The organism is Mycobacterium lehmannii, assembly GCF_002245535.1.
Taxonomy (GTDB): domain Bacteria; phylum Actinomycetota; class Actinomycetes; order Mycobacteriales; family Mycobacteriaceae; genus Mycobacterium; species Mycobacterium lehmannii.
This window is the reverse complement of the sequence record NZ_NKCN01000001.1, coordinates 50,821-72,394: the sequence shown is the minus strand read 5'-3', so window position 1 is coordinate 72,394 and position 21,574 is coordinate 50,821. Positions and strand designations below refer to the sequence as shown.

General features: G+C 67.4%; 22 protein-coding genes and 2 tRNA genes. 9 read left to right on the top strand and 15 right to left on the bottom strand.

The genetic code is table 11. The features are described 5' to 3' along the window. Window position 1: 1 nt before the first annotated feature. On the bottom strand, window positions 2–1,642 hold the full coding sequence (locus CEX87_RS00380) for a DAK2 domain-containing protein (protein WP_094285561.1): 1,641 nt from the start codon (window positions 1,640–1,642) through the stop codon (window positions 2–4). 247 nt (window positions 1,643–1,889) lie between these two features. Here CEX87_RS00380 and rpmB point away from each other — a divergent pair, with 247 nt between their 5' ends. Together rpmB and CEX87_RS27045 are read left to right on the top strand one after the other, a co-directional pair. Further along, window positions 1,890–2,081, top strand: a complete 192-nt coding sequence (gene rpmB / locus CEX87_RS00375; RefSeq protein ID WP_064398602.1) for a 50S ribosomal protein L28 — start codon at window positions 1,890–1,892, stop codon at window positions 2,079–2,081. Window positions 2,082–2,124: 43 nt separating this feature from the next. Continuing rightward, window positions 2,125–2,451 carry a hypothetical protein gene (locus CEX87_RS27045; RefSeq protein ID WP_133147104.1) on the top strand — a complete coding sequence of 109 codons (327 nt, stop codon included), beginning with the start codon at window positions 2,125–2,127 and terminating at the stop codon, window positions 2,449–2,451. Window positions 2,452–2,453: 2 nt separating this feature from the next. Here CEX87_RS27045 and CEX87_RS00365 read toward each other — a convergent pair whose 3' ends face one another. The 3 genes from CEX87_RS00365 to CEX87_RS00355 are packed head-to-tail and all read right to left on the bottom strand — an operon-like array spanning window position 2,454 to window position 4,393. Beyond that, window positions 2,454–3,137: a uracil-DNA glycosylase gene (locus CEX87_RS00365; protein WP_094285559.1), complete on the bottom strand. Its 684-nt coding sequence runs from the start codon at window positions 3,135–3,137 to the stop codon at window positions 2,454–2,456. Beyond that, window positions 3,134–3,424, bottom strand: coding sequence for a DUF1330 domain-containing protein (locus CEX87_RS00360; protein ID WP_064416854.1), 291 nt, complete (start codon window positions 3,422–3,424; stop codon window positions 3,134–3,136). The genes CEX87_RS00365 and CEX87_RS00360 overlap by 4 nt, the downstream gene beginning before the upstream one ends. 15 nt (window positions 3,425–3,439) lie before the next feature. Next, window positions 3,440–4,393, bottom strand: a complete 954-nt coding sequence (locus tag CEX87_RS00355; protein ID WP_064428372.1) for a thiamine-phosphate kinase — start codon at window positions 4,391–4,393, stop codon at window positions 3,440–3,442. Between the two features lie 119 nt (window positions 4,394–4,512). Here CEX87_RS00355 and CEX87_RS00350 point away from each other — a divergent pair, with 119 nt between their 5' ends. Continuing rightward, window positions 4,513–4,755 carry an Lrp/AsnC family transcriptional regulator gene (locus tag CEX87_RS00350; RefSeq protein ID WP_064398868.1) on the top strand — a complete coding sequence of 81 codons (243 nt, stop codon included), beginning with the start codon at window positions 4,513–4,515 and terminating at the stop codon, window positions 4,753–4,755. Window positions 4,756–4,764: 9 nt separating this feature from the next. Continuing rightward, window positions 4,765–5,331, top strand: a complete 567-nt coding sequence (locus tag CEX87_RS00345; RefSeq protein WP_064428373.1) for a DUF3515 domain-containing protein — start codon at window positions 4,765–4,767, stop codon at window positions 5,329–5,331. A 29-nt stretch (window positions 5,332–5,360) separates the two neighbouring features. Here the strand turns inward: CEX87_RS00345 and CEX87_RS00340 are convergent, their stop codons facing one another. From CEX87_RS00340 to CEX87_RS00330, 3 genes are all read right to left on the bottom strand, one after another. Next, a complete protein-coding gene (locus CEX87_RS00340; RefSeq protein WP_064398592.1) occupies window positions 5,361–6,515 on the bottom strand; it encodes a D-alanine--D-alanine ligase family protein in 1,155 nt (384 codons plus the stop codon). 62 nt (window positions 6,516–6,577) lie between these two features. Then, a complete protein-coding gene (locus CEX87_RS00335) occupies window positions 6,578–7,681 on the bottom strand; it encodes a cystathionine gamma-lyase (RefSeq protein WP_064416851.1) in 1,104 nt (367 codons plus the stop codon). Between the two features lie 3 nt (window positions 7,682–7,684). After that, window positions 7,685–8,665, bottom strand: a complete 981-nt coding sequence (locus tag CEX87_RS00330; protein WP_094285791.1) for an NAD(P)H-dependent glycerol-3-phosphate dehydrogenase — start codon at window positions 8,663–8,665, stop codon at window positions 7,685–7,687. A gap of 62 nt (window positions 8,666–8,727) precedes the next feature. On the opposite strand from CEX87_RS00330, the gene cofC reads away from it, so the two are divergent. The 3 genes from cofC (at window position 8,728) to mutT1 (ending at window position 12,618) form a co-directional block, all read left to right on the top strand. After that, on the top strand, window positions 8,728–9,372 hold the full coding sequence (gene cofC, locus CEX87_RS00325; protein WP_064426117.1) for a 2-phospho-L-lactate guanylyltransferase: 645 nt from the start codon (window positions 8,728–8,730) through the stop codon (window positions 9,370–9,372). Between the two features lie 54 nt (window positions 9,373–9,426). Continuing rightward, window positions 9,427–11,616: an RNA degradosome polyphosphate kinase gene (locus CEX87_RS00320; RefSeq protein WP_064398588.1), complete on the top strand. Its 2,190-nt coding sequence runs from the start codon at window positions 9,427–9,429 to the stop codon at window positions 11,614–11,616. A gap of 78 nt (window positions 11,617–11,694) precedes the next feature. Continuing rightward, window positions 11,695–12,618, top strand: a complete 924-nt coding sequence (mutT1, locus tag CEX87_RS00315) for an 8-oxo-(d)GTP phosphatase MutT1 (protein ID WP_094285557.1) — start codon at window positions 11,695–11,697, stop codon at window positions 12,616–12,618. Between the two features lie 126 nt (window positions 12,619–12,744). Here the strand turns inward: mutT1 and CEX87_RS00310 are convergent, their stop codons facing one another. The 3 genes from CEX87_RS00310 to leuC form a co-directional block, all read right to left on the bottom strand. After that, a complete protein-coding gene (locus tag CEX87_RS00310; protein WP_064398584.1) occupies window positions 12,745–13,377 on the bottom strand; it encodes an HU family DNA-binding protein in 633 nt (210 codons plus the stop codon). Window positions 13,378–13,566: 189 nt separating this feature from the next. Next, the gene (gene leuD / locus CEX87_RS00305) at window positions 13,567–14,163 is read right to left on the bottom strand and encodes a 3-isopropylmalate dehydratase small subunit (RefSeq protein WP_064398581.1); all 597 of its coding nucleotides are present in this window, start codon (window positions 14,161–14,163) and stop codon (window positions 13,567–13,569) included. Window positions 14,164–14,177: 14 nt separating this feature from the next. Further along, entirely contained in the window at window positions 14,178–15,638 is a 1,461-nt protein-coding gene (leuC, locus tag CEX87_RS00300; protein WP_094285555.1) for a 3-isopropylmalate dehydratase large subunit, read from the bottom strand. A gap of 38 nt (window positions 15,639–15,676) precedes the next feature. Between leuC and CEX87_RS00295 the strand changes: the two genes are divergently transcribed. Then, complete coding sequence (locus CEX87_RS00295) at window positions 15,677–16,378, top strand: IclR family transcriptional regulator (protein WP_094285553.1); 702 nt, start codon at window positions 15,677–15,679, stop codon at window positions 16,376–16,378. A 32-nt stretch (window positions 16,379–16,410) separates the two neighbouring features. On the opposite strand, the gene CEX87_RS00290 is transcribed toward CEX87_RS00295, so the two are convergent. The 4 genes from CEX87_RS00290 to CEX87_RS00275 form a co-directional block, all read right to left on the bottom strand. Further along, window positions 16,411–16,483 (bottom strand) — tRNA-Glu (locus CEX87_RS00290). A 62-nt stretch (window positions 16,484–16,545) separates the two neighbouring features. Continuing rightward, a tRNA-Gln gene (locus tag CEX87_RS00285) sits at window positions 16,546–16,620 on the bottom strand. 118 nt (window positions 16,621–16,738) lie between these two features. Further along, window positions 16,739–18,214 (bottom strand): glutamate--tRNA ligase, encoded by a 1,476-nt coding sequence (gene gltX, locus CEX87_RS00280; protein ID WP_198957131.1) that lies wholly within the window; start codon window positions 18,212–18,214, stop codon window positions 16,739–16,741. Further along, window positions 18,214–19,023 (bottom strand): fumarylacetoacetate hydrolase family protein, encoded by an 810-nt coding sequence (locus tag CEX87_RS00275; RefSeq protein WP_064398573.1) that lies wholly within the window; start codon window positions 19,021–19,023, stop codon window positions 18,214–18,216. The genes gltX and CEX87_RS00275 overlap by 1 nt, the downstream gene beginning before the upstream one ends. 116 nt (window positions 19,024–19,139) lie before the next feature. Here CEX87_RS00275 and CEX87_RS00270 point away from each other — a divergent pair, with 116 nt between their 5' ends. Beyond that, window positions 19,140–20,345: an MFS transporter gene (locus tag CEX87_RS00270; protein ID WP_094285549.1), complete on the top strand. Its 1,206-nt coding sequence runs from the start codon at window positions 19,140–19,142 to the stop codon at window positions 20,343–20,345. A gap of 217 nt (window positions 20,346–20,562) precedes the next feature. Here CEX87_RS00270 and CEX87_RS00265 read toward each other — a convergent pair whose 3' ends face one another. Beyond that, the gene (locus CEX87_RS00265) at window positions 20,563–21,573 is read right to left on the bottom strand and encodes a 3-isopropylmalate dehydrogenase (protein WP_064416845.1); all 1,011 of its coding nucleotides are present in this window, start codon (window positions 21,571–21,573) and stop codon (window positions 20,563–20,565) included. Window position 21,574 lies beyond the last annotated feature (1 nt).

Sequence of the window (21,574 nt, the reverse complement as noted above, 5' to 3'; positions counted from 1 at the left end):
GCTATTCCACCCCGATCAGCAAGGCGTCGCCGCGGTGGCCGGTGTGGTAGGTCACCAGTTCGACGCCGGGATGCCGGTCGTGCACGTGCTCGGAGAGCGCGCCGGCGACACCCTCGTCGACCCCGGCGCCGGTGAGGACCGTGACGAGTTCACCGCCGGCGGCCAGCAACAGGTCGATCAGCCCCGCTCCCGCCGCGGCCAGATCGTCGCCGACGATCAGCACTTCGTCGCCGGAGATGCCGAGACCGTCGCCCGGCTTGCACATCCCCGCCCAGGTGAGGGCTTCCTCGGTAGCGATCCGCACCGACCCGTGCCGCGCGCCCGCGGCAGCCCTGGCCATGGTGTAGCCGTCGTCGACGGCCTGGCGGGCGTCGTCGTGGACCGCCAGCGCCGCCAGCCCTTGAACCATGGACGCCGTGGGTACCGGCACCACGTCGAGGCCCCAGCCCATCGCGGCTGTGCACCCGGCGACCAGTTCCTCGGCCGCGACATATCCGTTCGGCAGGATCATCGCCTGGCCCGCGTCGGCGTTGACCAGTGCGTGCAGCAGTCGCTTGGCGCTGACCGGCGCGTCGCCCTCGAGCCGCAGCACGTGGGCGCCCTCGGCCGCGAACAACTCTTCGGCCCCCGTCCCGTCGACGACGGCGAGCACCGTCCGTCCGTGCGACCACGCCCTCACCGGGCGGGCATCGGGGGTGCCGCTGAGAGCGGTGATCTGGATGCGGCTTGTGGTGCCCACCGCGAGTCCGGCCTCGACGGCGGCACCGGCGTCGTCGGCGTGCACATGCACCGAGTAATGGCCGCTGCCGTCCGACGGGGCGGCGATGGCCACCGAGTCGCCCAGCCCGTCGAGGTCGTTGCGCAGTTTCTCCACCCCTGCCGGATCGCAGCCGCTGAGCAGGTACATCACCTCGAACTGCGGAGCCGCGACGACGCGGTTGGCACCGTTGTCGGTATGCGGTGGCGGCGCCGGAATGTACTCCGTCCTGCGCGGAGCACTGCCGGTCAGCGTGGTGCTCATCGCGTCCAGCAGTACCAGCAGGCCGCGCCCTCCGGCGTCGACCACGCCGGCGCGGGCCAGCACGTCGAGTTGGCCGGTGGTCTTCTCCAGCGACTGCGCTGCCGCGTCTGCGGCCCCGCACACGACCTCGGGCAGCTCGGCGCCATCGGTCGAGGCCTGCTCGGCGGCCTCGGCCGCGGCCTGGAGCACTGTGACGATGGTGCCCGGCACGGCCTCGCCCATCGCCCGGATCACCAACACCACGGCGTGGTGCAGCGCCGCGGCGAACAGCGGCCCGTCCACCCGGTCGAGACCACGGTGCAGATCGGCCGACGCTTCTGCGGTTACCTCGGCCAGCGCGCGCAGTATCTGGGACAGGATCACGCCCGAGTTGCCCCGCGCCCCGTGGACGGCGCCGCGTGCCAGCGCCGCCGCGACTTCGGCGACGTCGAAGGCGCCGGCCAGCGCATCGGCTTGCGCCCACGCCGAACGCATGGTGAACAGCAGGTTCGTGCCGGTGTCGGCGTCGGCGACCGGGAACACGTTGAGTCGGTTGATCTCGTCGGCATGGGTGATGAGGTCACCGACCGCGGTGTGCGACCACTTCTGCAGCATGGGGGCATCGAGCAGTCGAGCCGACATGCCTAACCTCCGCAGAAATGTGACGCTCCACGCACCCCGCCGTGCGGTCAGCCTAGCGATTGGACCTGACAGCCTCGGCACAACGTTCTCGCCGGTCGGTAGGCTGGGCCAGGCTCGCGCGCAGCGCGGGGCGGTGTTTTTGGCGTTCGCCGCGGCTGCCGGTATCCTGGTCAGGTTGTCGGGTCGAGCCGCGCCGGTCGCGGTGCCGCGACCCGGACCCCACGTACTGATCTGAGGAGTTCTGCATATGGCTGCCGTGTGCGATATCTGCGGGAAGGGACCCGGCTTCGGCAAGTCGGTCTCGCACTCCCATCGCCGGACCAGCCGTCGCTGGGATCCCAACATCCAGACCGTGCGCGCCGCCCGCCCCGGCGGCAACAAGCAGCGCATGAACGTGTGCACGTCGTGCATCAAGGCCGGAAAGGTCTCGCGCGGCTGACACGCCGCGATTGCCGCTACAAGAGACCGGGTAGCCGTGCTGCATGACCTCTCGTGCAGCTACAAGATCCACCCTGACCGCGCTGGCGTCCGGATGTGCGCTGGCCTTGTTGACCGCGTGCGGCGGCGGTGATTCCGCCGGCGACGAGACCACCACCACTACTACGTCGACGACATCGCCGACCACGTCGGTGGAAGTGACGGTGGAGACGAGCGCGCCGGAGACCACCCCGGCGTCGCCGGAATCGCCGGCCACCACCACCGAAGGGAACGGCACCGTCGAGGTTCCGGTGCCCGATGTCCCGTCACCGCCGGCGATTCCGTCTCCTCCGCCGATTCCCTCGCCGCCGCCGATTCCGGGAGTCGGATAACCCTAGGGCAGCCGCCAGTCGATCTGCTCGGCGCCCATCTTCTCGAGCAGTTCGTTCGCGCGGCTGAACGGTCGCGAGCCGAAGAAGCCCCGCGACGCCGACAGCGGCGACGGGTGCGGAGACTCGATCGCCACGCAGTCGGCGCCGTCCAGCATCGGTTTCAGCGTCGACGCGTCGCGACCCCATAGCACCGCGACCAACGGCTGCCGGCGCGCGACCAGCGCGCGAATCGCGCACTCGGTCACCGCTTCCCAGCCCTTACCGCGGTGCGACGCAGGTGTGCCCGGTCGAACGGTGAGCACCCTGTTGAGCAGCATCACCCCGCGTTCGGCCCATGGCGTCAGGTCGCCGGTGGACGGGGCGGGGTGGCCGAGGTCGCTTCCATACTCCTTGAAGATGTTCTCCAGGCTGCGCGGCAGCGGCCGCACCTCGGGCGCCACCGAGAAACTGAGGCCGACGGCGTGACCGGGCGTCGGGTATGGGTCCTGTCCGACGATCAGTACCCGCACCCTGTCCATCGGAAAGGTGAACGCGCGCAACACGTTCTGACCCGCGGGCAGATATCCGTTTCCGGTGGCCAGTTCGGCGCGGAGAAACTCGCCCATCTGCGCGACCTGACCCGCGACCGGTTCCAGAGCCGTGGCCCAGCCCTGCTCGACGAGCTCGTGCAGCGGCCGCGCCGTCATGCCAAGCCCTCGATCAGCAACACCACCGAATCAGCGCCGGCCCGGCGGTCCTTCGAGATCTCCTGATACTCGGTCGAGTTCGCCCAGTCCCGAAACGAAGGCTCATCGGGAAACGACATCAACACGACCTTCTCGCGGTCCGACTCGCCCTCCAGAATCTGCGGAGAGTCATCCGCCGCGAGCAGCGTCCCCGAATACCGGTTGAAGACCTCCATGAAACGGGCTTGGTAGCGGTCATAGGCCGCACGGTCCGTGAACCTCAGCTGGGCGATGGCGTACACGGTCACGAGTCGACACCCTAACTAGTCGAACGACTGCCACCCGGCATTCCCCTGCCAGGCCGCGCCGTCGACCGACACTCGCTCCGGGCCCTCCTGCACGCGACCGATCTCCCTCCACCCGGACGGTGGCGCTCCCGGGAACGTCGCGACCAGCGCATGGTCCTCGCCACCGCCGAGGATCCACGCCCACGCGTCGGCGCCGACCGCTTCGGCCGCGCCGGCGAGCACGTCGCGGTCCGCGGTCAATGCCGCAGTGGACAGGTCGATGCCCACGCCGGACGCCTCGGCGATGTGGCCTAGGTCGGCCAGCAGTCCGTCGGACACGTCGGTCATCGCGGTCGCGCCGTTTTCGGCGGCGATGCGGCCCTGTCCATAAGGGGGCCGCGGCGCGACATGGCAGCTACGCAATTCGTCGAATCGTCGAATATCATTGCGCCACAATTCGAATCCGGCGGCTGAGCAACCGATGTCACCGGCGATGGCCACCACGTCGCCGGGTCGTGCCCCGCCGCGGCGCACCGGCTCGCGGCCGTCGAGATCACCGAGCGCCGTCACCGAGATCACCCACCGCGGCGCGCTGACGAGGTCACCGCCGACGATGCCCGCGCCCATCGACTCGGCCTCGCGCCACATGCCGTCGGCAAGCTGCAGCGCCTGGGCGGCCGGCGTATCCGAGGGCGCCCCGAATGCGACGACGAAGGCGGTCGCGCGTGCGCCCATCGCCTCGATGTCGGCGGCGTTCTGCGCGATCGCCTTGCGCCCCACGTCATGCGGGGTCGACCAGTCCAACCGAAAGTGACGCTCGGCCACCAGCATGTCGGTGCTCACGACCGTCTTACCGTCGGGCGCGAACAGCACCGCGGCGTCGTCACCGGGCCCCAGCGCGACGGCGTCCGGTTGGCGGCGCCCGGCCACCAAGCGGCGGATCACCGCGAACTCGCCCACTTGCGCCAGGGTTTCGGCGTCGTACGCCATGTCACCTCCCGTCGCGGCCGCACCTTGTCCATTCCGTGCCGGCCTGAACACCGGCCGCACCTGCGGTACGTTAAGCGCCTGCGGCGTGGAGTCTATGCAGCGATGGGGAGGAACAGCGGGTGGTGGAGGCTTTCATGCTGATTCAGACCGAGGTGGGCCGCGCCGAGGTCGTCGCCAAACAACTCGCCGCGCTTCCCGGGGTGGTGTCCGCCGAGTACGTGACGGGACCGTACGACGTGGTCGTGCGCGTGGGCGCCGACACCTTGGCCGATCTGAAAGCCACCGTGGTTCCCAATGTTCAACAGGTAACCGGTATCACCCGCACGCTGACCTGTCCGATCGCCAACGGGGCGCCTCTCTAGAGTTGGACCGTGGCTTCACAGACCGGTGACGGGCCGCCGCGGGCGCTGCTGATCGCCGCGCTGGTAGTGGCGGTGGCGGCGGTCGTGGCGGTTCTGGTGATCGCCGCGCTGCGCCAGAACCCCGAGGAGCAACAGGCGGTGCCGTTGGTGCCGGTGCCCGCCCCGCAGGCCACGAGCGCCGAATGCGCCGACCTGATCGCCCGACTGCCGGACAAACTCGGCGATCACGCCCGCGCACCGTTGGCCGATCCCGCGCCCGCCGGTGCGGCAGCGTGGCGGGCCGCAGGTCAGGGCGAACCGATCGTGCTGCGCTGCGGGGTGGAACGGCCCACGGAATTCGTCGTCGGTGCGCCGGTGCAGGTGGTGGACGACGTGCAGTGGTTCCGGGTGGGTGAGGCCGGCGTCGATGACGCGGGCGCCGAACAGGCGCGCAGCACGTGGTACGCCGTCGACCGCGGCGTGTACGTCGCCCTGACCCTGCCGCAGGGCACCGGCCCGACGCCGATTCAGCTGCTGTCCACGGTCATCGCCGATGCGCTTCCGGCCAAGCCCGTCGCTCCCGCGCCGGTGCGTTGATGCTGCGCTGGGGCCGCAGGTAGCGCCCGTCAGCGCAGACCGGTGCCGCGTTTGAGTGCGGTTTCGACCATCGTGGCCAGCAGGGTCGGGTAGTCGACGCCGCTGGCCGCCCACATCTGCGGGTACATCGAGATGGTGGTGAACCCCGGCATGGTGTTGAGCTCGTTGATCACGGGCCCGTCATCGGTGAGGAAGAAGTCGACGCGGGCCAGCCCCTGACAGTCGATCGCGTTGAAGGCCTGAATCGAGAGCCGTCGCACCGCCTCGGCAACGTCGTCGTCGACTTTGGCGGGGACATCCAGTTCGGCGGCGTCCTCGAGGTATTTCGTCGCGAAGTCGTAGAAGCCGTCCTCGCGGCCGCGTACGCCTGCGACCCGGATCTCGCCGAGCGCGCTTGCCTCGATCCGGCCGTCGGGGAATTCGAGCACGCCGCACTCGAGTTCGCGCCCGGGCACCGCGGCTTCGACGATCACCTTCGGATCGTGGCGGCGGGCCTGTTCAATCGCCGACGGCAGCTGATCCCACGCCGTAACCCGGCTGACGCCGATCGACGACCCCCCGCGCGCCGGCTTCACGAAGACGGGCAGGCCGAGCCGCTCGCGAGCCTCGAAAGCCAAGGTGTCCTGGCGGGGCCGCAGCACTTCGTGATCGCCGATCGGCAGGCCCGCGGCACCCAGCAGCTTCTTGGTGAACTCCTTGTCCATGCCCACGGCACTGGCCAGGACACCCGCTCCGACATAGGGCACCCCCGCCAACTCGAGCAGCCCCTGAATCGTGCCGTCTTCGCCGTACGGACCGTGCAGAACCGGGAAGACCACGTCGACCGCCGCCAGCATCTCCCCCGCCCCCTGACCCAGCGACAGCAGTTGGCCGCCGCGGCCCGGATCGGCAGCCAGGGCCAATTCGGTACCCGACGCGGCGGTCACCTCCGGAAGTCGGCCGTCGGTGATCGCAAGACTGTCCGGCTGCGCGTCGGTCAACATCCAGGCCCCTTCCGGGGTGATGCCGACGGCGACGACTTCGAACCGCTGCGGATCGAGGTTGCGCAGGATGCTGCCTGCGGATACGCAGGAGATCGCGTGCTCGGAGCTGCGTCCGCCGTAGACGACGGCAACCCGGACGCGTCCGGTGCTCCTGTCCGATGTCGCCGGCCGGGCGGCTCCGGACTCATGGCGGGCAGTCACAACCTAGAGAGGCTACCGCCCGCTTCGGCGGCCGGTCGTCCGGCGATGCCCCGGTGGCGGTGTCAGCCCAGCGCCTGCTCGATGTCGGCGATCAGGTCGTCGGTGTCCTCGATCCCCAGCGAGATGCGCGCGAACCCGTCGCTGACGTCGTCGCCCCAGCGGGCGCGGCGATCCACCGACGTGTGGATTCCGCCGAAACTGGTCGATGCGATCAGCAGCACGCTGCGCTCGACGAGGCTGTGCACAGCCTCAGCGTCGGCCAACTCCACGGCGATCAGGCCGCCGAACCGTTTCATCTGCGCGCACGCAATGCGGTGCGACGGATCATCGGGCAGACCGGGATAGCGCACGGCGCGGACGGCGGGGTGGGCGTGCAGCGCCACCGCGAGCGCCGCCGCGTTGTGGCACTGCCGTTCGAAGCGCAGGCCGGCGGTGCCCAAGCTGCGCATCAGCAGCCACGCTTCGAAGGCGCCGAGGATGGCACCGGAGTGGAGTCGTTCGCGCTCCACCTCGGCCATCAGGTCGGTGTGCGCGCTCGCGACATAACCGGCGAGCAGATCGCTGTGGCCCGACAACGCCTTGGTCGCACTCGCGACGACCACGTCGGCGCCCAGCGAAAGCGGTTGCTGACCGAAGGGGGTGGCGGTGGTGTTGTCGACGACGAGCGTGGCGCCTCGGCTACGGCACTGCAGCGCGAGCCGGTGCAGATCCACCACATCCAGGCCCGGATTGGCCGGGCTCTCGGCCAGCACGACGTCCGCGTCCGCCGATGCCGCACACATCTCTTCGGTGGCGGCCTGGACCACCATAACCCCTTGCTCGGCAAGGTATTCGGACGCGTACCGGCGGACCTGATAGTAGCCGTCGGCGGGCACGACAAGCTTATGTCCCGGCTTGGCGAGCACCCGCAGGACGGACGTGATCGCGGCCATCCCCGATCCGAAGGCCAGCGCGGACGGGGCGCCCTCCAGTTGCGCGAGCGCCGACTCGAGGTGGCGCCAGGTCGGATTCGAGCTCCGCCCATAGGAGTCCGGCACGTCCGACGGATCGGACGACAGGTGGAAGGTGGACGCCGGAACCGGTGACGGCGCCACGGCCTGCCCCGGAACAGCTTCTGAGGCAACGGATTTGACGCTGCGAGTGGAGTCGCCGTACTGACCGTCCACCGGTCACTCCGGTTTCGTGCTGCGTCCGAGCAACAGGACGACGGCCTCGTCGACCGACAGACCCCTGTGGCAGACCCGGAATACGGCGTCGGTCAGCGGCATCTCGACGTCGTAGCTCTCGGCCAGCGCCAGCACCGATTGGCACGACGCGACACCTTCGGCGACGTGGCCACCGGTGGCGAGCATCGCCGATTCCATTGTGCCGCCCTGGCCCAGGCGCAGCCCGAACGTGCGGTTACGCGACTGCCCGGATGTGCACGTCGCGACGAGGTCACCGACCCCGGCCAAGCCCGCGAGGGTCGCGGGCTTGGCGCCCAACGCGATTCCCAACCGCATGATCTCGGCCAGCCCACGGGTGATGATCGCCGCGGCGGTGTTCTCCCCCAGCCCGACCCCGGCCGCCATACCGGACGCGAGCGCGATGACGTTCTTGCACGCACCCCCGACTTCGGCGCCGATGACATCGGCATTGGTGTAAGGCCGGAAGTACGCCGTCGAAAGCGCCCGTTGCAATGCGACGGCCCTTCCGGAGTCACTGCAGGCGACCACGGTGGCCGCCGGTTGCTCATCGGCGATCTCGCTGGCGAGGTTCGGACCGGAGACCACCGCCACGCGTGCCGGGTCGGCACCGGTCACCTGGATGATCACCTGGCTCATGCGCATGAGCGTGTCGAGTTCGATGCCCTTGGCCAGGCTCACCAACGTCACTTCGTCGTCGATCAGCCCCGACCACCGTTCGAGATTGGCCCGAAGTGTCTGTGCGGGCACCGCGAACAGCACCGTGCATGCGCCGTTCAGCGCCTCGGCCGCATCGCTGGTCGCCCTGATGGTCTTGGGCAGTTCGATGTCACCGAGATATCCGGTGTTGCGACGGGTGTCGTTGATCTCGTCGGCGACTTCTTGGTGACGTGCCCACAGCGTCACCTCGTTGCCCGCATCGGCAAGGACCTTCGCCAGTGCGCTCCCCCACGCACCGGCCCCCATCACCGCCGCCTCGACCACGCCTTCAGCGTAACCCCCACCGGACTGCTGGCAGGATGACGCACATGAGCGGGTCACCGGATGCCGAGATCGCATTGGTGATCGCCGTAAAGCGCCTGGCCGCGGCCAAGACCCGGTTGGCCCCCGTCTTTTCCGCAACCACCCGCGAGAAGGTCGTACTGGCGATGCTGATCGATACGATCACCGCCGCGTCGGCGGTTTCGGCCATCGGCTCGGTCACGGTGGTCACACCGGACGAAGTCGCCGCCGAGGCCGCGGGTCGACTCGGCGCGCGGGTGCTCACCGACCCGACCCCCGACAACCACCCCGACCCGCTGAACAACGCGATCGCCGCCGCCGAAGCCGAAGTCCGTCATGAGACACCGAACGTCGCTGTGTTGCAAGGTGATCTGCCCGCATTGCAGGCCCATGAGCTGACCGCGGCCGTCGCAGCGTCCCGAAAACACCCACGCAGCTTCGTCGGCGACCGCCACGGCACCGGTACGTCGGCGTTGTTCGCGTTCGGGGTCGCCTTGAACCCGCAATTCGGCGCCGACTCCGCTCAACGCCACCGGCGTTCCGGCGCGCTCGAGCTCACCGGTGCGTGGCCGGGACTGCGCTGCGACATCGACACACCCGACGACCTGCTGGTGGCGCGTGGGCTCGGCGTCGGCGCGGCGACGACGGCGGCCATCACCGATCCGAGATGAACCGTTCAACTGCGCGCTGGCACGAAGACCGTTGGATAGGGGATCATCGCAGGCATGACGAAAGCCGGGATCGAGGTTCGCGACAGCGACGGCGAACCGCCGTCGCCGAGCATCCGAACGTTGCCGTCGGACTCCGGTAACTCGGCGCCCGAAGCCCCTCCCGCGGCGACCGCCCCCACCGTCGAGAACGCGCTGCCCGAAGACCGCTACCTGAACCGCGAGCTCAGTTGGCTCGACTTCAACTCCCGGGTACTGGCATTGGCCGCCGATACCTCGCTACCGCTGCTGGAACGGGCGAAGTTCCTTGCGATCTTCGCCTCGAATCTCGATGAGTTCTACATGGTCCGCGTCGCCGGACTGAAACGCCGCGACGAAATGGGGCTGTCGGTGCGCTCCGCCGACGGGCTCTCACCACGTGAACAGTTGCGTCGGATCAACGAGCGAACCCAGCACCTCGCCGACCGGCACGCGCACGTGTTCCTCGATTCGGTGCGCCCCGCGTTGGCCGACGAAGGCATCGTGATCGTCACGTGGGCCGAACTCGACGAGGCCGAACGCGCACGGTTGTCCACGTACTTCCACGAGCAGGTATTCCCGGTGCTGACGCCGCTCGCCGTCGATCCGGCCCACCCGTTCCCTTTCGTGAGTGGCCTGAGCCTGAACTTGGCGATCACCGTCAAACATCCCGACGACGGTGGGCAGCACTTCGCCCGAGTCAAAGTGCCCGACAACGTAGAACGGTTCGTCGAACTGGCCGCCCGCGAAAGCGATGCCAGCATCGTTCGCTTCCTGCCGATGGAGGAACTGATCGCGGCGTTCCTTCATGTCCTGTTCCCCGGGCTGGAGATCGTCGAGCACCACGCGTTCCGCATCACGCGCAACGCCGATTTTGAGGTCGAGGAGGACCGCGACGAGGACCTGCTGCAGGCCCTCGAACGGGAACTTGCGCGGCGCCGATTCGGTTCCCCGGTCCGGTTGGAAGTCTCCGACGACATGACCGAGAGCATGCTCGAGTTGCTGTTGCGCGAACTCGACGTCGCGCCGGGAGATGTCATCGAGGTGCCCGGGTTGCTCGATTTGTCCTCGCTGTGGCAGATCTACGGCCTCGATCGCCCTGCACTCAAAGACCGGCCGTTCGTGCCTGCCACCCCACCGGCGTTCGGCGAGCGCGAGACTCCCAAGAGCATCTTCTCGACGCTGCGCGACGGCGACGTGCTGGTGCACCACCCGTACGACTCCTTCTCCACCACCGTGCAGCGGTTCATCGAACAGGCCGCGGCAGACCCCAACGTGTTGGCGATCAAGCAGACCCTGTACCGCACCTCCGGCGACTCGCCAATCGTCAACGCGCTCATCGACGCTGCGGCTGCGGGTAAGCAGGTCGTCGCGCTCGTCGAGATCAAGGCCCGGTTCGACGAGCAGGCCAACATCAAGTGGGCACGTGCGCTCGAGCGTGCGGGCGTGCACGTCGTGTACGGGCTCATCGGACTCAAGACTCACTGCAAGACGTGTCTGGTGGTGCGCAGGGAGGGCTCGCTGATCCGGCGCTACTGCCACATCGGCACCGGCAACTACAACCCCAAAACCGCGCGGCTGTATGAGGACATCGGGCTGCTGACGGCCGCGCCCGACATCGGCGCGGATCTCACCGATCTGTTCAACTCGCTGACGGGCTACTCGCGCAAGGACTCCTACCGCAACCTTCTCGTCGCCCCTCAGGGGGTCCGCCGGGGCATCATCGAGCGCATCGAACGGGAGATCGTCGCCACCCGCGACGGTGCCGAGGGGCGGATCAGGCTGAAAGCCAACGCGTTGGTGGACGAGCAGGTCATCGATGCGCTGTACCGCGCGTCGCAGGCCGGTGTGCGGGTCGAGGTGGTGGTCCGGGGTATCTGCGCGCTACGACCCCATGCCCCTGGATATTCGGACAACATCGCCGTCCGCTCGATCCTCGGCCGATTCCTCGAACACTCGCGGATCATTCACTTCCGCGCGATCGACGAGTTCTGGATCGGCAGCGCCGACATGATGCACCGCAATCTGGACCGGCGCGTCGAAGTGATGGCCGAAGTCAAGGATCCGCGGCTCAAGGCGCAACTGCACGACATCTTCGAATCGGCGATGGATCCCTCGACCCGGTGTTGGGAGTTGGGCGTCGACGGTAAGTGGACGGCGTCACCGCAGGAGGGCCACACGGTCCGCGACCACCAGGTCTCGTTGATGGAACGCCACCGGCAACCATGACGGGCCTCCTCAACGTCAGGGACTTTCAGCACTGTCGTCGTGGGCCGCGAGTGCCCAGAATGATCTGCAGGAGTTGAGGTGCCGAAGCGGACATCCGAGACCGGCTCCGATGCGGAGACGATCCTGGCCGCCGGGGCGGTGCTGTGGCGGCCCCACGGAAATCCCGATGCGCCGGAAGTCGCGCTGATTCACCGCCCTCGGTACGACGACTGGTCGCTGCCCAAGGGCAAGGTGGACCCCGGCGAGACCGAGCCGGTGACCGCCGTCCGCGAGGTATGCGAAGAAACCGGGTACACCGCATATCTGGGCCGGCGACTCAGTTCGGTCAGCTATCCCGTCGAGGGCGGTAAGAAGAAGGTGCGCTACTGGGCGGCGCGCATGGTCCGCGGGGAGTTCCGCCCGAATGACGAGGTCGACGAACTCAAATGGCTACCCGTCCCGGCGGCGATCAAACAGCTCGATTATCCGCACGACCGAAAGGTGCTGCGCCGCTTCGCGAAGTATCCGGCCGACACCAAGACCGTGCTGATCGTCCGCCACGCCACCGCGGGCAGCAAGTCCCGGTTCAAGGGCGACGACCGCAAACGGCCCTTGGACAAGAACGGTCGCGCGCAGGCGGAGTCACTGGTCGCGATGCTGCTCGCCTTCGGTGCCGACCGGCTGTTCGCGGCGGACCGAGTGCGCTGTGTATCGACATTGGAACCACTGGCACAAGAACTCGGGACATCGATCCGAAGTGACGGGCTGCTGACCGAGGAGGCTTACGCGGAGAACCGCAAGGCCGCCCGGCAGCGCTTCCTCGAGATCGCCGACACCGCTGGCACCCCGGTGATCTGCACTCAGGGCAAGGTCATTCCGGACCTCATCGAATGGTGGTGCGAGCGCGACGGCGTGCGGCCCGACAAGTCGCGCAATCGCAAGGGCAGCACCTGGGTGATGTCGCTTCACAATGGTCGGTTGATTGCGGCGGACCACATGGGCAGCCCGCTGGCCGTGAAATGACGCCCACACGTTGAATGCAAATTCCGGCGGACTCCCGCTCGGAAAGATTGAGCCGTAGATGTTTTGGTGGGCGTGAAACGCGAACACGCCGTGGGTCGCGCAGACCCACGGCGTGTCCGGTTGAACTTACTTGCGCCCGCGCTTGGCCGGTGCCTTCTTGGCGGCCGACTTCTTGGCTGCCGACTTCTTGGCCGGTGCCTTCTTGGCGGCCGACTTCTTGGCCGGTGCCTTCTTGGCCGCCGACTTCTTGGCCGGCGACTTCTTGGCGGCGGTCTTCTTGGCTGCCGTCCGCTTCGTCGCGGCCTTCTTGGCCGGTGACTTCTTGGCGGCGGTCTTCTTGGCTGCCGTCCGCTTCGTCGCGGCCTTCTTGGCCGGTGACTTCTTGGCGGCACTCTTCTTGGCCGGCGACTTCTTGGCCGCCTTGCGGGCACTCCCCGCCGTAACGCCTCTCTTCACTGCTGGTCCTTCCGCCGGGAGGCGCTGCGCCCCAGAGACAACGGCTTTGAACTGAGCGCCGGGCCGGAATGCCGGCACAGAGGTGGGCTTCACCCGGACGGTCTCGCCGGTGCGCGGATTACGCGCGACGCGTGCTGCGCGGCGGCGCTGTTCGAAAACGCCGAAGCCGGTAATGGTGACGCTGTCACCCTTGTGCACCGCACGCACGATGGTGTCAACGACATTCTCCACCGCTGCGGTGGCCGACCGACGATCCGAGCCCATTTTCTCCGTGAGTACGTCGATGAGCTCTGCTTTGTTCATGCATAACCTCCGGAAACCAGTGGTCCTCTTTGGACCGACTAGAGGACACGGTAAACCCATTCCCCATTGATTTCCAAGAGCCACGCGCAGTTTCAGGCGAAGCCAGCGAACTTTCTTGCCCCCCTTGACCTCCAGAGGGGGCCCGGAGAACCGGGTCCAGTGACGGTGATTTCGGCTTACCGGGGGCCGTTATCTGGCCGGCAGAGTCCGCGGTTTCCAGTCCGGCCTGCGCGATTCATAAGCCGCGATATCATCGCATTTGCGCAGCGTAAGACCTATATCGTCGAGTCCGGAGAGCAATCGCCAAGCCGTATAGTCGTCAATTCTGAACGGCACCATGACCGTTCCTGCGGCGATGGTTCGATCTTGAAGATTCACAGTGATTTCCAGGCCTGGCTGCTGCTCGATGAGCTTCCATAAAATTTCCACATCATCTTGCGGAATTTCGGCCGCGAGGAGCCCGGCCTTGCCCGCATTGCCCCGAAAGATGTCGGCGAAGCGGGACGAGATGACGACCCGGAAGCCGTAATCCATAAGCGCCCACACGGCATGTTCGCGTGACGAACCGGTGCCGAAATCTGGGCCGGCGACCAATACCGAACCTTTGTCGAACGGGGGCAAGTTCAATACGAACGACGGGTCGTTACGCCAGGCGGCGAACAAGCCGTCCTCGAAACCCGTTCGTGTAACTCGCTTCAGGTAGACCGCCGGGATGATCTGATCGGTGTCGACATTCGACCGACGCAGGGGGACGCCGATGCCGGTGTGGGTATCGAAAGGCTGCACGGGTTCTGCTCCTATCAGTCGGTCAGGTCTGCGGGCGAGGACAACGTGCCACGCACCGCGGTGGCCGCCGCGACCGCGGGAGACACCAGATGTGTGCGGCCGCCCTTGCCTTGCCTGCCCTCGAAATTCCGGTTAGAGGTCGACGCACAACGTTGACCCGGTGACAGCTGGTCAGGATTCATGCCCAGACACATCGAGCAGCCCGCCTGACGCCACTCCGCTCCCGCAGCGGCGAAGATCTCTCCGAGCCCTTCGGATTCGGCCTGCATCCGCACGCGCATGGACCCGGGCACGATCAGCATGCGCACCCCGTCAGCGACCTTGCGTCCACGCAGCACGTCGGCGGTCACCCGCAGATCCTCGATGCGGCCGTTGGTGCACGAACCGACGAAGACGGTGTCGACCGTGATGTCACGCATCGCGGTACCGGGCCGAAGGTCCATGTAGGCCAACGCCTTTTCGGCTGCTTGGCGCTGACCCTCGTCGAACATCAATTCCGGGTCGGGCACCGAATCGGACAGCGGCACCCCCTGGCCCGGGTTGGTGCCCCACGTGACGAACGGGCTCAGGGTCGAGGCGTCGATGTAGACCTCGGTGTCGAATTCGGCACCCTCGTCGGTGCGAAGGTTGCGCCATGCGGCGACTGCTTCGTCCCACTGCTGGCCCTGTGGGGCGTGCGGACGCCCGCGCAGAAATTCGAACGTCGTGTCGTCAGGTGCCACCATGCCGGCCCGCGCACCCGCCTCGATGCTCATGTTGCAGATCGTCATCCGGCCCTCCATCGACAGCGATTCGATGGCGCTGCCGCGGTATTCGATGACGTGACCTTGTCCTCCGCCGGTGCCGATCTTGGCGATCACCGCGAGAATGATGTCTTTGGCGCTCACTCCGTCGGGAAGTTCACCGTCGACGTTGACCGCCATGGTCTTGAACGGGCGCAAGGGAAGAGTCTGTGTGGCGAGTACGTGCTCGACTTCCGACGTACCGATTCCCATCGCCAGCGCGCCGAACGCACCGTGCGTGGAGGTATGGCTGTCGCCACAGACCACGGTCATCCCGGGCTGCGTCAATCCGAGCTGCGGTCCGATGATGTGCACGATGCCCTGCTCGGCATCACCCATCGGATGAAGCCGGATACCGAACTCTTCGCAGTTGCGCCGAAGGGTCTCCACTTGTGTGCGCGACACGGGGTCGGCGATCGGCTTGTCGATGTCGACCGTCGGCACGTTGTGGTCCTCGGTGGCGATGGTCAGATCCGGTCTGCGTACCGGACGCCCCGCCAACCGCAGCCCGTCGAATGCTTGCGGGCTTGTCACTTCGTGGACGAGATGGAGGTCGATGTAGATCAGGTCGGGTTCGCGCGCAGCGCCCTCGCCGCCACCTTCGACAACGACGTGGTCGGCCCACACCTTTTCGGCCAACGTGCGCGGTGTGTCACCGCGGCCGCGGGCGGCACTGGGAACATCGGTGGACATCTTGACTATCTCACAATCTGGGACGTTAGTATCTCCTTGTGAGACAGGATAGCGGCATCGGCGTATTGGACAAAGCCGTGGGTGTGCTGCACGCGGTCGCCGATTCGCCCTGCGGGCTGGCCGAACTGTGCGAGCGCACGGGCTTGCCGCGTGCCACAGCGCATCGCCTTGCCGCGGGTTTGGAAACCCACCGCTTGCTGGCACGCAACGGCGACGGCCGCTGGCGGCTCGGTCCCGGCCTGACCGAGTTGGCCGGACAGGTCAACGATCCGCTCGTGGCCGCAGGAGCGGTCGTGCTGCCCCGGTTGCGCGAGATCACCGGCGAGAGCGTGCAGCTCTACCGCCTCGAAGGCACCTCGCGGATCTGCATCGCGGCGCTGGAACCGCCTGCCGGGCTGCGGGATACCGTGCCGGTCGGCAGCACGCTCCCGATGACGGCGGGCTCGGGCGCCAAGGTCCTGCTGGCGTATGCCGACGCGGCCACCCAGCAGGCCGTCCTCCCGAACGCCAAGTTCACCGATCGCACTCTGGCCGAGGTACGCAAGCGCGGCTGGGCGCAGAGCGCCGCCGAACGCGAGCCGGGTGTGGCCAGTGTCTCGGCTCCGGTGCGTGACGGACGCGGCGTGGTCATCGCCGCGGTATCGGTGTCCGGGCCGATCGACCGGATGGGTCGGCGGCCGGGTGCACGGTGGGCGGCCGATCTGTTGGCCGCTGCCGACGCCCTGACCCGGCGCCTGTGAGATGTGATGCAGTTCGCAGACCGCGAAATCTGTACCCCCGATGGGATTCGAACCCACGCTACCGCCGTGAGAGGGCGGCGTCCTAGGCCGCTAGACGACGGGGGCTAGAACTGGTTTCCGGATCGCCAGCATATCTCAGCGAGATTTGTCGGCCTAATCACGGTGGTTGGCTGGGGTACCAGGACTCGAACCTAGAATGGCTGAACCAGAATCAGCTGTGTTGCCAATTACACCATACCCCATCGGCAGTCCGTAACCGCAGGTCACGGGCTTATTTTGGCCCCCTTGCGTGGCGGGCGGAACCCATCGCGCGCGGTGTCGGACCGACGTGCAGACTACCAAAGATTTTCAACGCGCTTTTCACGCCTCGGCTTCCGCGGCGGCTCGTTCGCGGCCGGCCCGTAGCCGGTCCAAGCTGCGTTCGCGCCCCAGCAGGTCAAGTGATTCGAATAGCGGCGGGCTGACCGAAGCACCCGTGGCGGCGACGCGGATCGGGCCGAACGCCTTGCGCGGCTTCAGTCCGAGGCCGTCGAGCAGCACCTCCTTCAGGGCCGCCTCGATCGCCGGAGTGGTCCAGTCGCCGACGTTCTCCAGTGCGCCCAGTGCGGCGTCGAGCACCGCGACCGCCTCGGGCTTCAACTCCTTGGCCGCCGACTTCTCGTCGAGCGTGAACTCCGCGTCGTTGAGGAACCGCAACAGGTCCCACGCGTCGCCGAGCACCACGATGCGGGTCTGCACGAGCGCGGCGGCTTCGGCGAACCGGTCGTCGTCGAGGCCGGTGTCGTGACCGTGCTCGGCGAAGTACGCGCTCAGACGGGCCCTGAACTCCTCTTCGCTCAGCATCCGGATGTGTTCTGCGTTCAGCGCGTCGGCCTTCTTCTGGTCGAACCGCGCCGGATTCGAGTTGACGTCAGCGACATCGAAGGCGGCCACCATCTCGTCGAGGCTGAAAACGTCCCGGTCCTCGGCGATTCCCCACCCCAGCAGGGCCAGATAGTTCAGCAGGCCTTCCGGGATGAAACCGCGCTCGCGATGCAGAAACAGATTCGACTGGGGATCGCGCTTGGACAGCTTCTTGTTGCCGTCCCCCAGAACGCTTGGCAGATGCGCGAACTCGGGAATCCGGTCGGCCACGCCGATCCGCATCAGCGCCTGGTAGAGCGCGATCTGGCGCGGGGTCGACGACAGCAGGTCCTCACCGCGCAGCACGTGGCTGATCTTCATCAGCGCGTCGTCGACCGGATTCACCAACGTGTACAACGGCTCCCCGTTGCCGCGGGTCAACGCGAAATCGGGTACCGATCCGGCCGGAAACGTCGTTTCACCGCGCACGAGATCGCGCCACCCGATGTCCTCGTCGGGCATCTTCAACCGCACTACGGCGCGCCGGCCCTGGGCGCGGAACTCCGCCTTCTGCTCCTCGCTCAGGTCGCGGTCGTAATTGTCGTAGCCCAATTTCGGATTGCGCCCCGCGGCCAGATGACGCGCTTCGACTTCTTCGGGCGTGGAGAACGACTCGTAGGCGTCACCGGCCTGTAGGAGCCGGTCGATCACGTCGCGGTAGAGATCGAGCCGCTGCGACTGGCGGTACGGCCCGTAGGGACCACCGACTTCGGGGCCTTCGTCCCAGTCGAGCCCGAGCCAGCGCAACGCGTCGAGTATCGCGCGGTAGCTCTCCTCGGAATCGCGCGCCGAGTCGGTGTCCTCGATGCGGAACACGAAGGTGCCGCCGCTATGGCGGGCGTACGCCCAGTTGAACAGCGCGGTGCGGATCAGGCCGACGTGCGGCGTACCCGTGGGTGACGGACAGAACCGCACCCGGACATCACTTGTCATCACTTCCCTTTGCGCACAACCGGATTCGTCAACGTTCCGATACCTTCGACGGTGATGCTCACGGTGTCGGAGTCCTCGATCGGGCCGACACCCTCCGGTGTCCCGGTCAGGATCAGATCGCCCGGCAGCAAGGTCATCACCCGGGAGATCCATTCCACGATCGCACCGACGTCGTGGATCATCATCGACGTCCTACTGTTCTGCTTGACGACGCCATTGACCTCGGTGCGGATCTCCAGGTCCGCGGGATCGACGTCGGTGACGATCCACGGCCCAACGGGGCAGAACGTGTCATGGCCCTTCGCGCGGGTCCATTGACCATCCTTCTGCTGCTGATCGCGGGCCGAAACATCGTTGGCGATCGTGTATCCCAGGATGTTCTCCGCGGCGCGCGCGGCCGACACGTCCTTGCACGGTCTGCCGATGACCGCCGCCAACTCACCTTCGAAGTGCACGGGATCGGCGTCGGCGGGCAACTGAATCGGCACGTTCGGTCCGACGATCGCCGTGTTGGGTTTCATGAAGATGATCGGGTCGTCGAAAGTGGGGGGTTCCGAACCGTCCCCGGCGCGTGCGGCCATCTCGGCGATGTGGGCGGCGTAGTTCTTGCCCACGCACACCACCTTGGTCGCAAGGATCGGGGCGAGCAGGCGCACGTCGGCCAGCGGCCATTGCCTGCCCGTGAACTGCGGCTTACCGAACGGGTGCTCGGCGATCTCCCTCGCGATCGCCTGGGCGGGATCGTCGAGTGGACCCTCGACGCTGACGAAGGCGACACCATCGGGGCTGGCGATTCGGCCAAGACGCATGGCGTTCAGCCTAGTAGCCGGCAAAGAAGCGGCGGCCGACCGCTCCCACGACAGCCTTGTCTCGGTATCTGAGATACCGATTCAGCATGGTGAGATCGCTATGCCACGATGGACCGATGTCCGCCGAGTCGCTCACCACTGCACGGCGATGGTCGTTGCTGTGTATCGCGCTGGCGGCCACGACGAGCGCCAACGTGTTCATCAACGGTGTGGCGTTTCTCATCCCCACACTGCACAGCGAGCGGGGCCTTGACCTCGCGGCGGCGGGCCTGCTTTCCGCGATGCCGGGTTTCGGGTTGGTGATCACGCTGATCGCGTGGGGCTATGTCGTCGACCGCTACGGCGAGCGCATTGTGCTGACGGTCGGGTCGGTGCTGATATCGGCGGCGGCGTTCGCCGCCGCCTTCTCCCAATCTCTGGTCGCCGTCGGCGCTTTCCTCTTTCTCGGCGGTATGGCGGCCGCGAGCAGCAATTCGGCCAGCGGGCGGTTGGTGGTCGGCTGGTTCCCGGTCGAACGACGCGGCCTGGCCATGGGGATCCGGCAGACGGCCACCCCGTTGGGCGTCGGGTTGGGCGCGCTGGTGATCCCGCGGCTGGCCGAAAGCCACGGTGTGACCGGCGCGTTGCTGTTTCCGGCGGCGGTCTGCGCGGTGTCGGCGCTGGTGTGCCTGGTCGCGGTGATCGACCCGCCACGGCCGCCGCGTTCCGAGGCGCCGATCGAACATCTCACGAACCCCTATCGCGGATCGTCGGTGTTGTGGCGGATCCATGCCGTCTCGGTGTTGCTCGTCGTGCCGCAGGCGCTGGTGTGGACTTTCACGCTGGTGTGGTTGATGTCGGAGCGCGGCTGGTCGGCAGGCTCGGCGGGCCTCATCGTCATGGCGGCCCAACTGCTAGGCGCCGCCGGACGTGTCGCGGCGGGGTACTGGTCGGACCGGTTGGGTCAGCGGCTTCGTCCGATCCGTGCGATCGCTGCTGCCGCGGCGCTGTCCATGGGCGCCCTCGCGGTGTCGGACTGGCTGAGCTCTCCGGTCGCGGTGGCAGCGATGGTGGTCGCCTCGGTGATCACGGTGTCCGACAACGGTTTGGCGTTCACCGCGATCGCCGAGATCGCCGGGCCGTTCTGGAGCGGCCGCGCCCTGGGCACCCAGAACACGGCCCAGCATCTGGCATCGGCCGTCGCGGCCCCCACGTTCGGGGCGCTGATCGGGGTTGCCGGTTATCCGGCGGCGTTCGCCGTCTGCGCACTGTTCCCGCTGGCGGCGATACCGATCGTGCCCGCCGATTCCTCGGGTTCGCCGGACCCTGCGCGGGAACTGTGATTCAGCGATGGCAGTTTCGCGCGCGGCTGTTCACACTGATGTCATCAGTCTCTGCCGAACCAGTGCTGCCGTTGCCCACCTACGAGCGAATAAGTCGCTGGGAGCGAATTATTCGCTCAGAGGTGGGCTGTAAGGGAGGCAGTCCCAGGGCTATCTGAGCGCGGGTATCTGAGCGCCCGAGGGTCAGGCGGCCGCGACCGCCATGAGTGACGCCGAGCTATAGAAATCCCGCGATCCGGTCGCCGATCGCGGTAGTGGACAGCTTCTCGTCACCGCGCGTGGCCAGATGCTGCTCGACGGCCTTGTCGACGCGCGCGGCAGCGTCGGCTTCGTTGACGTGTGCCAGCAGCAGTGCGACCGACATGATCGCGGCGGTCGGGTCCGCGATTCCCTGGCCCGCGATGTCGGGGGCGCTGCCGTGCACGGGTTCGAACATCGACGGGTTGGTGCGGGTGGCGTCGATGTTGCCGCTCGCCGCAAGGCCGATTCCGCCACACACCGCGGCGGCGAGATCGGTGACGATATCGCCGAACAGGTTGTCGGTGACGATCACATCGAAACGGCCGGGGTCGGTGACGAGGTGGATGGTCGCCGCGTCCACATGCTGGTAGGCGATCTCGACGTCACCGAAGTCGGCGGCGACCTCCTGAACGGTGCGCCACCACAACGCGCCCGCGAAGGTCAGGACGTTGTTCTTGTGCACAAGGGTCAGGTGCTTGCGACGCTGCTGGGCACGGACGAATGCGTCCGTCACGACGCGACGCACACCGAAAGCGGTGTTGATGCTGACCTCGGTGGCGATCTCGTGCGGCGTGCCCACACGGATCGCACCGCCGGTTCCGGTGTAGGGACCCTCGGTGCCTTCGCGCACGACGACGAAGTCGATGTCGGGGTTGCCCGCCAGGGGGCTGTTCACGCCGGGGTACAACCGGCCGGGCCGAAGGTTGATGTGGTGGTCGAGTTCGAACCGGATCCGTAGCAGCAGACCGCGTTCGAGCACGCCGCTGGGTACCGACGGGTCCCCGATCGCGCCGAGCAGGATCGCGTCGTGCCCGCGCAGTTCGTCGAGCACGGAGTCGGGCAGCACCTCACCGGTGGCGTGGTAGCGGCGCGCGCCCAGGTCGTAAGGCGTCTTGTGCACGCCGGGAAGCACCGCGTCGAGAACCTTGACGGCCTCCCCGACCACCTCCGGGCCGATCCCGTCGCCGGCGATGATCGCCAGCTTCATC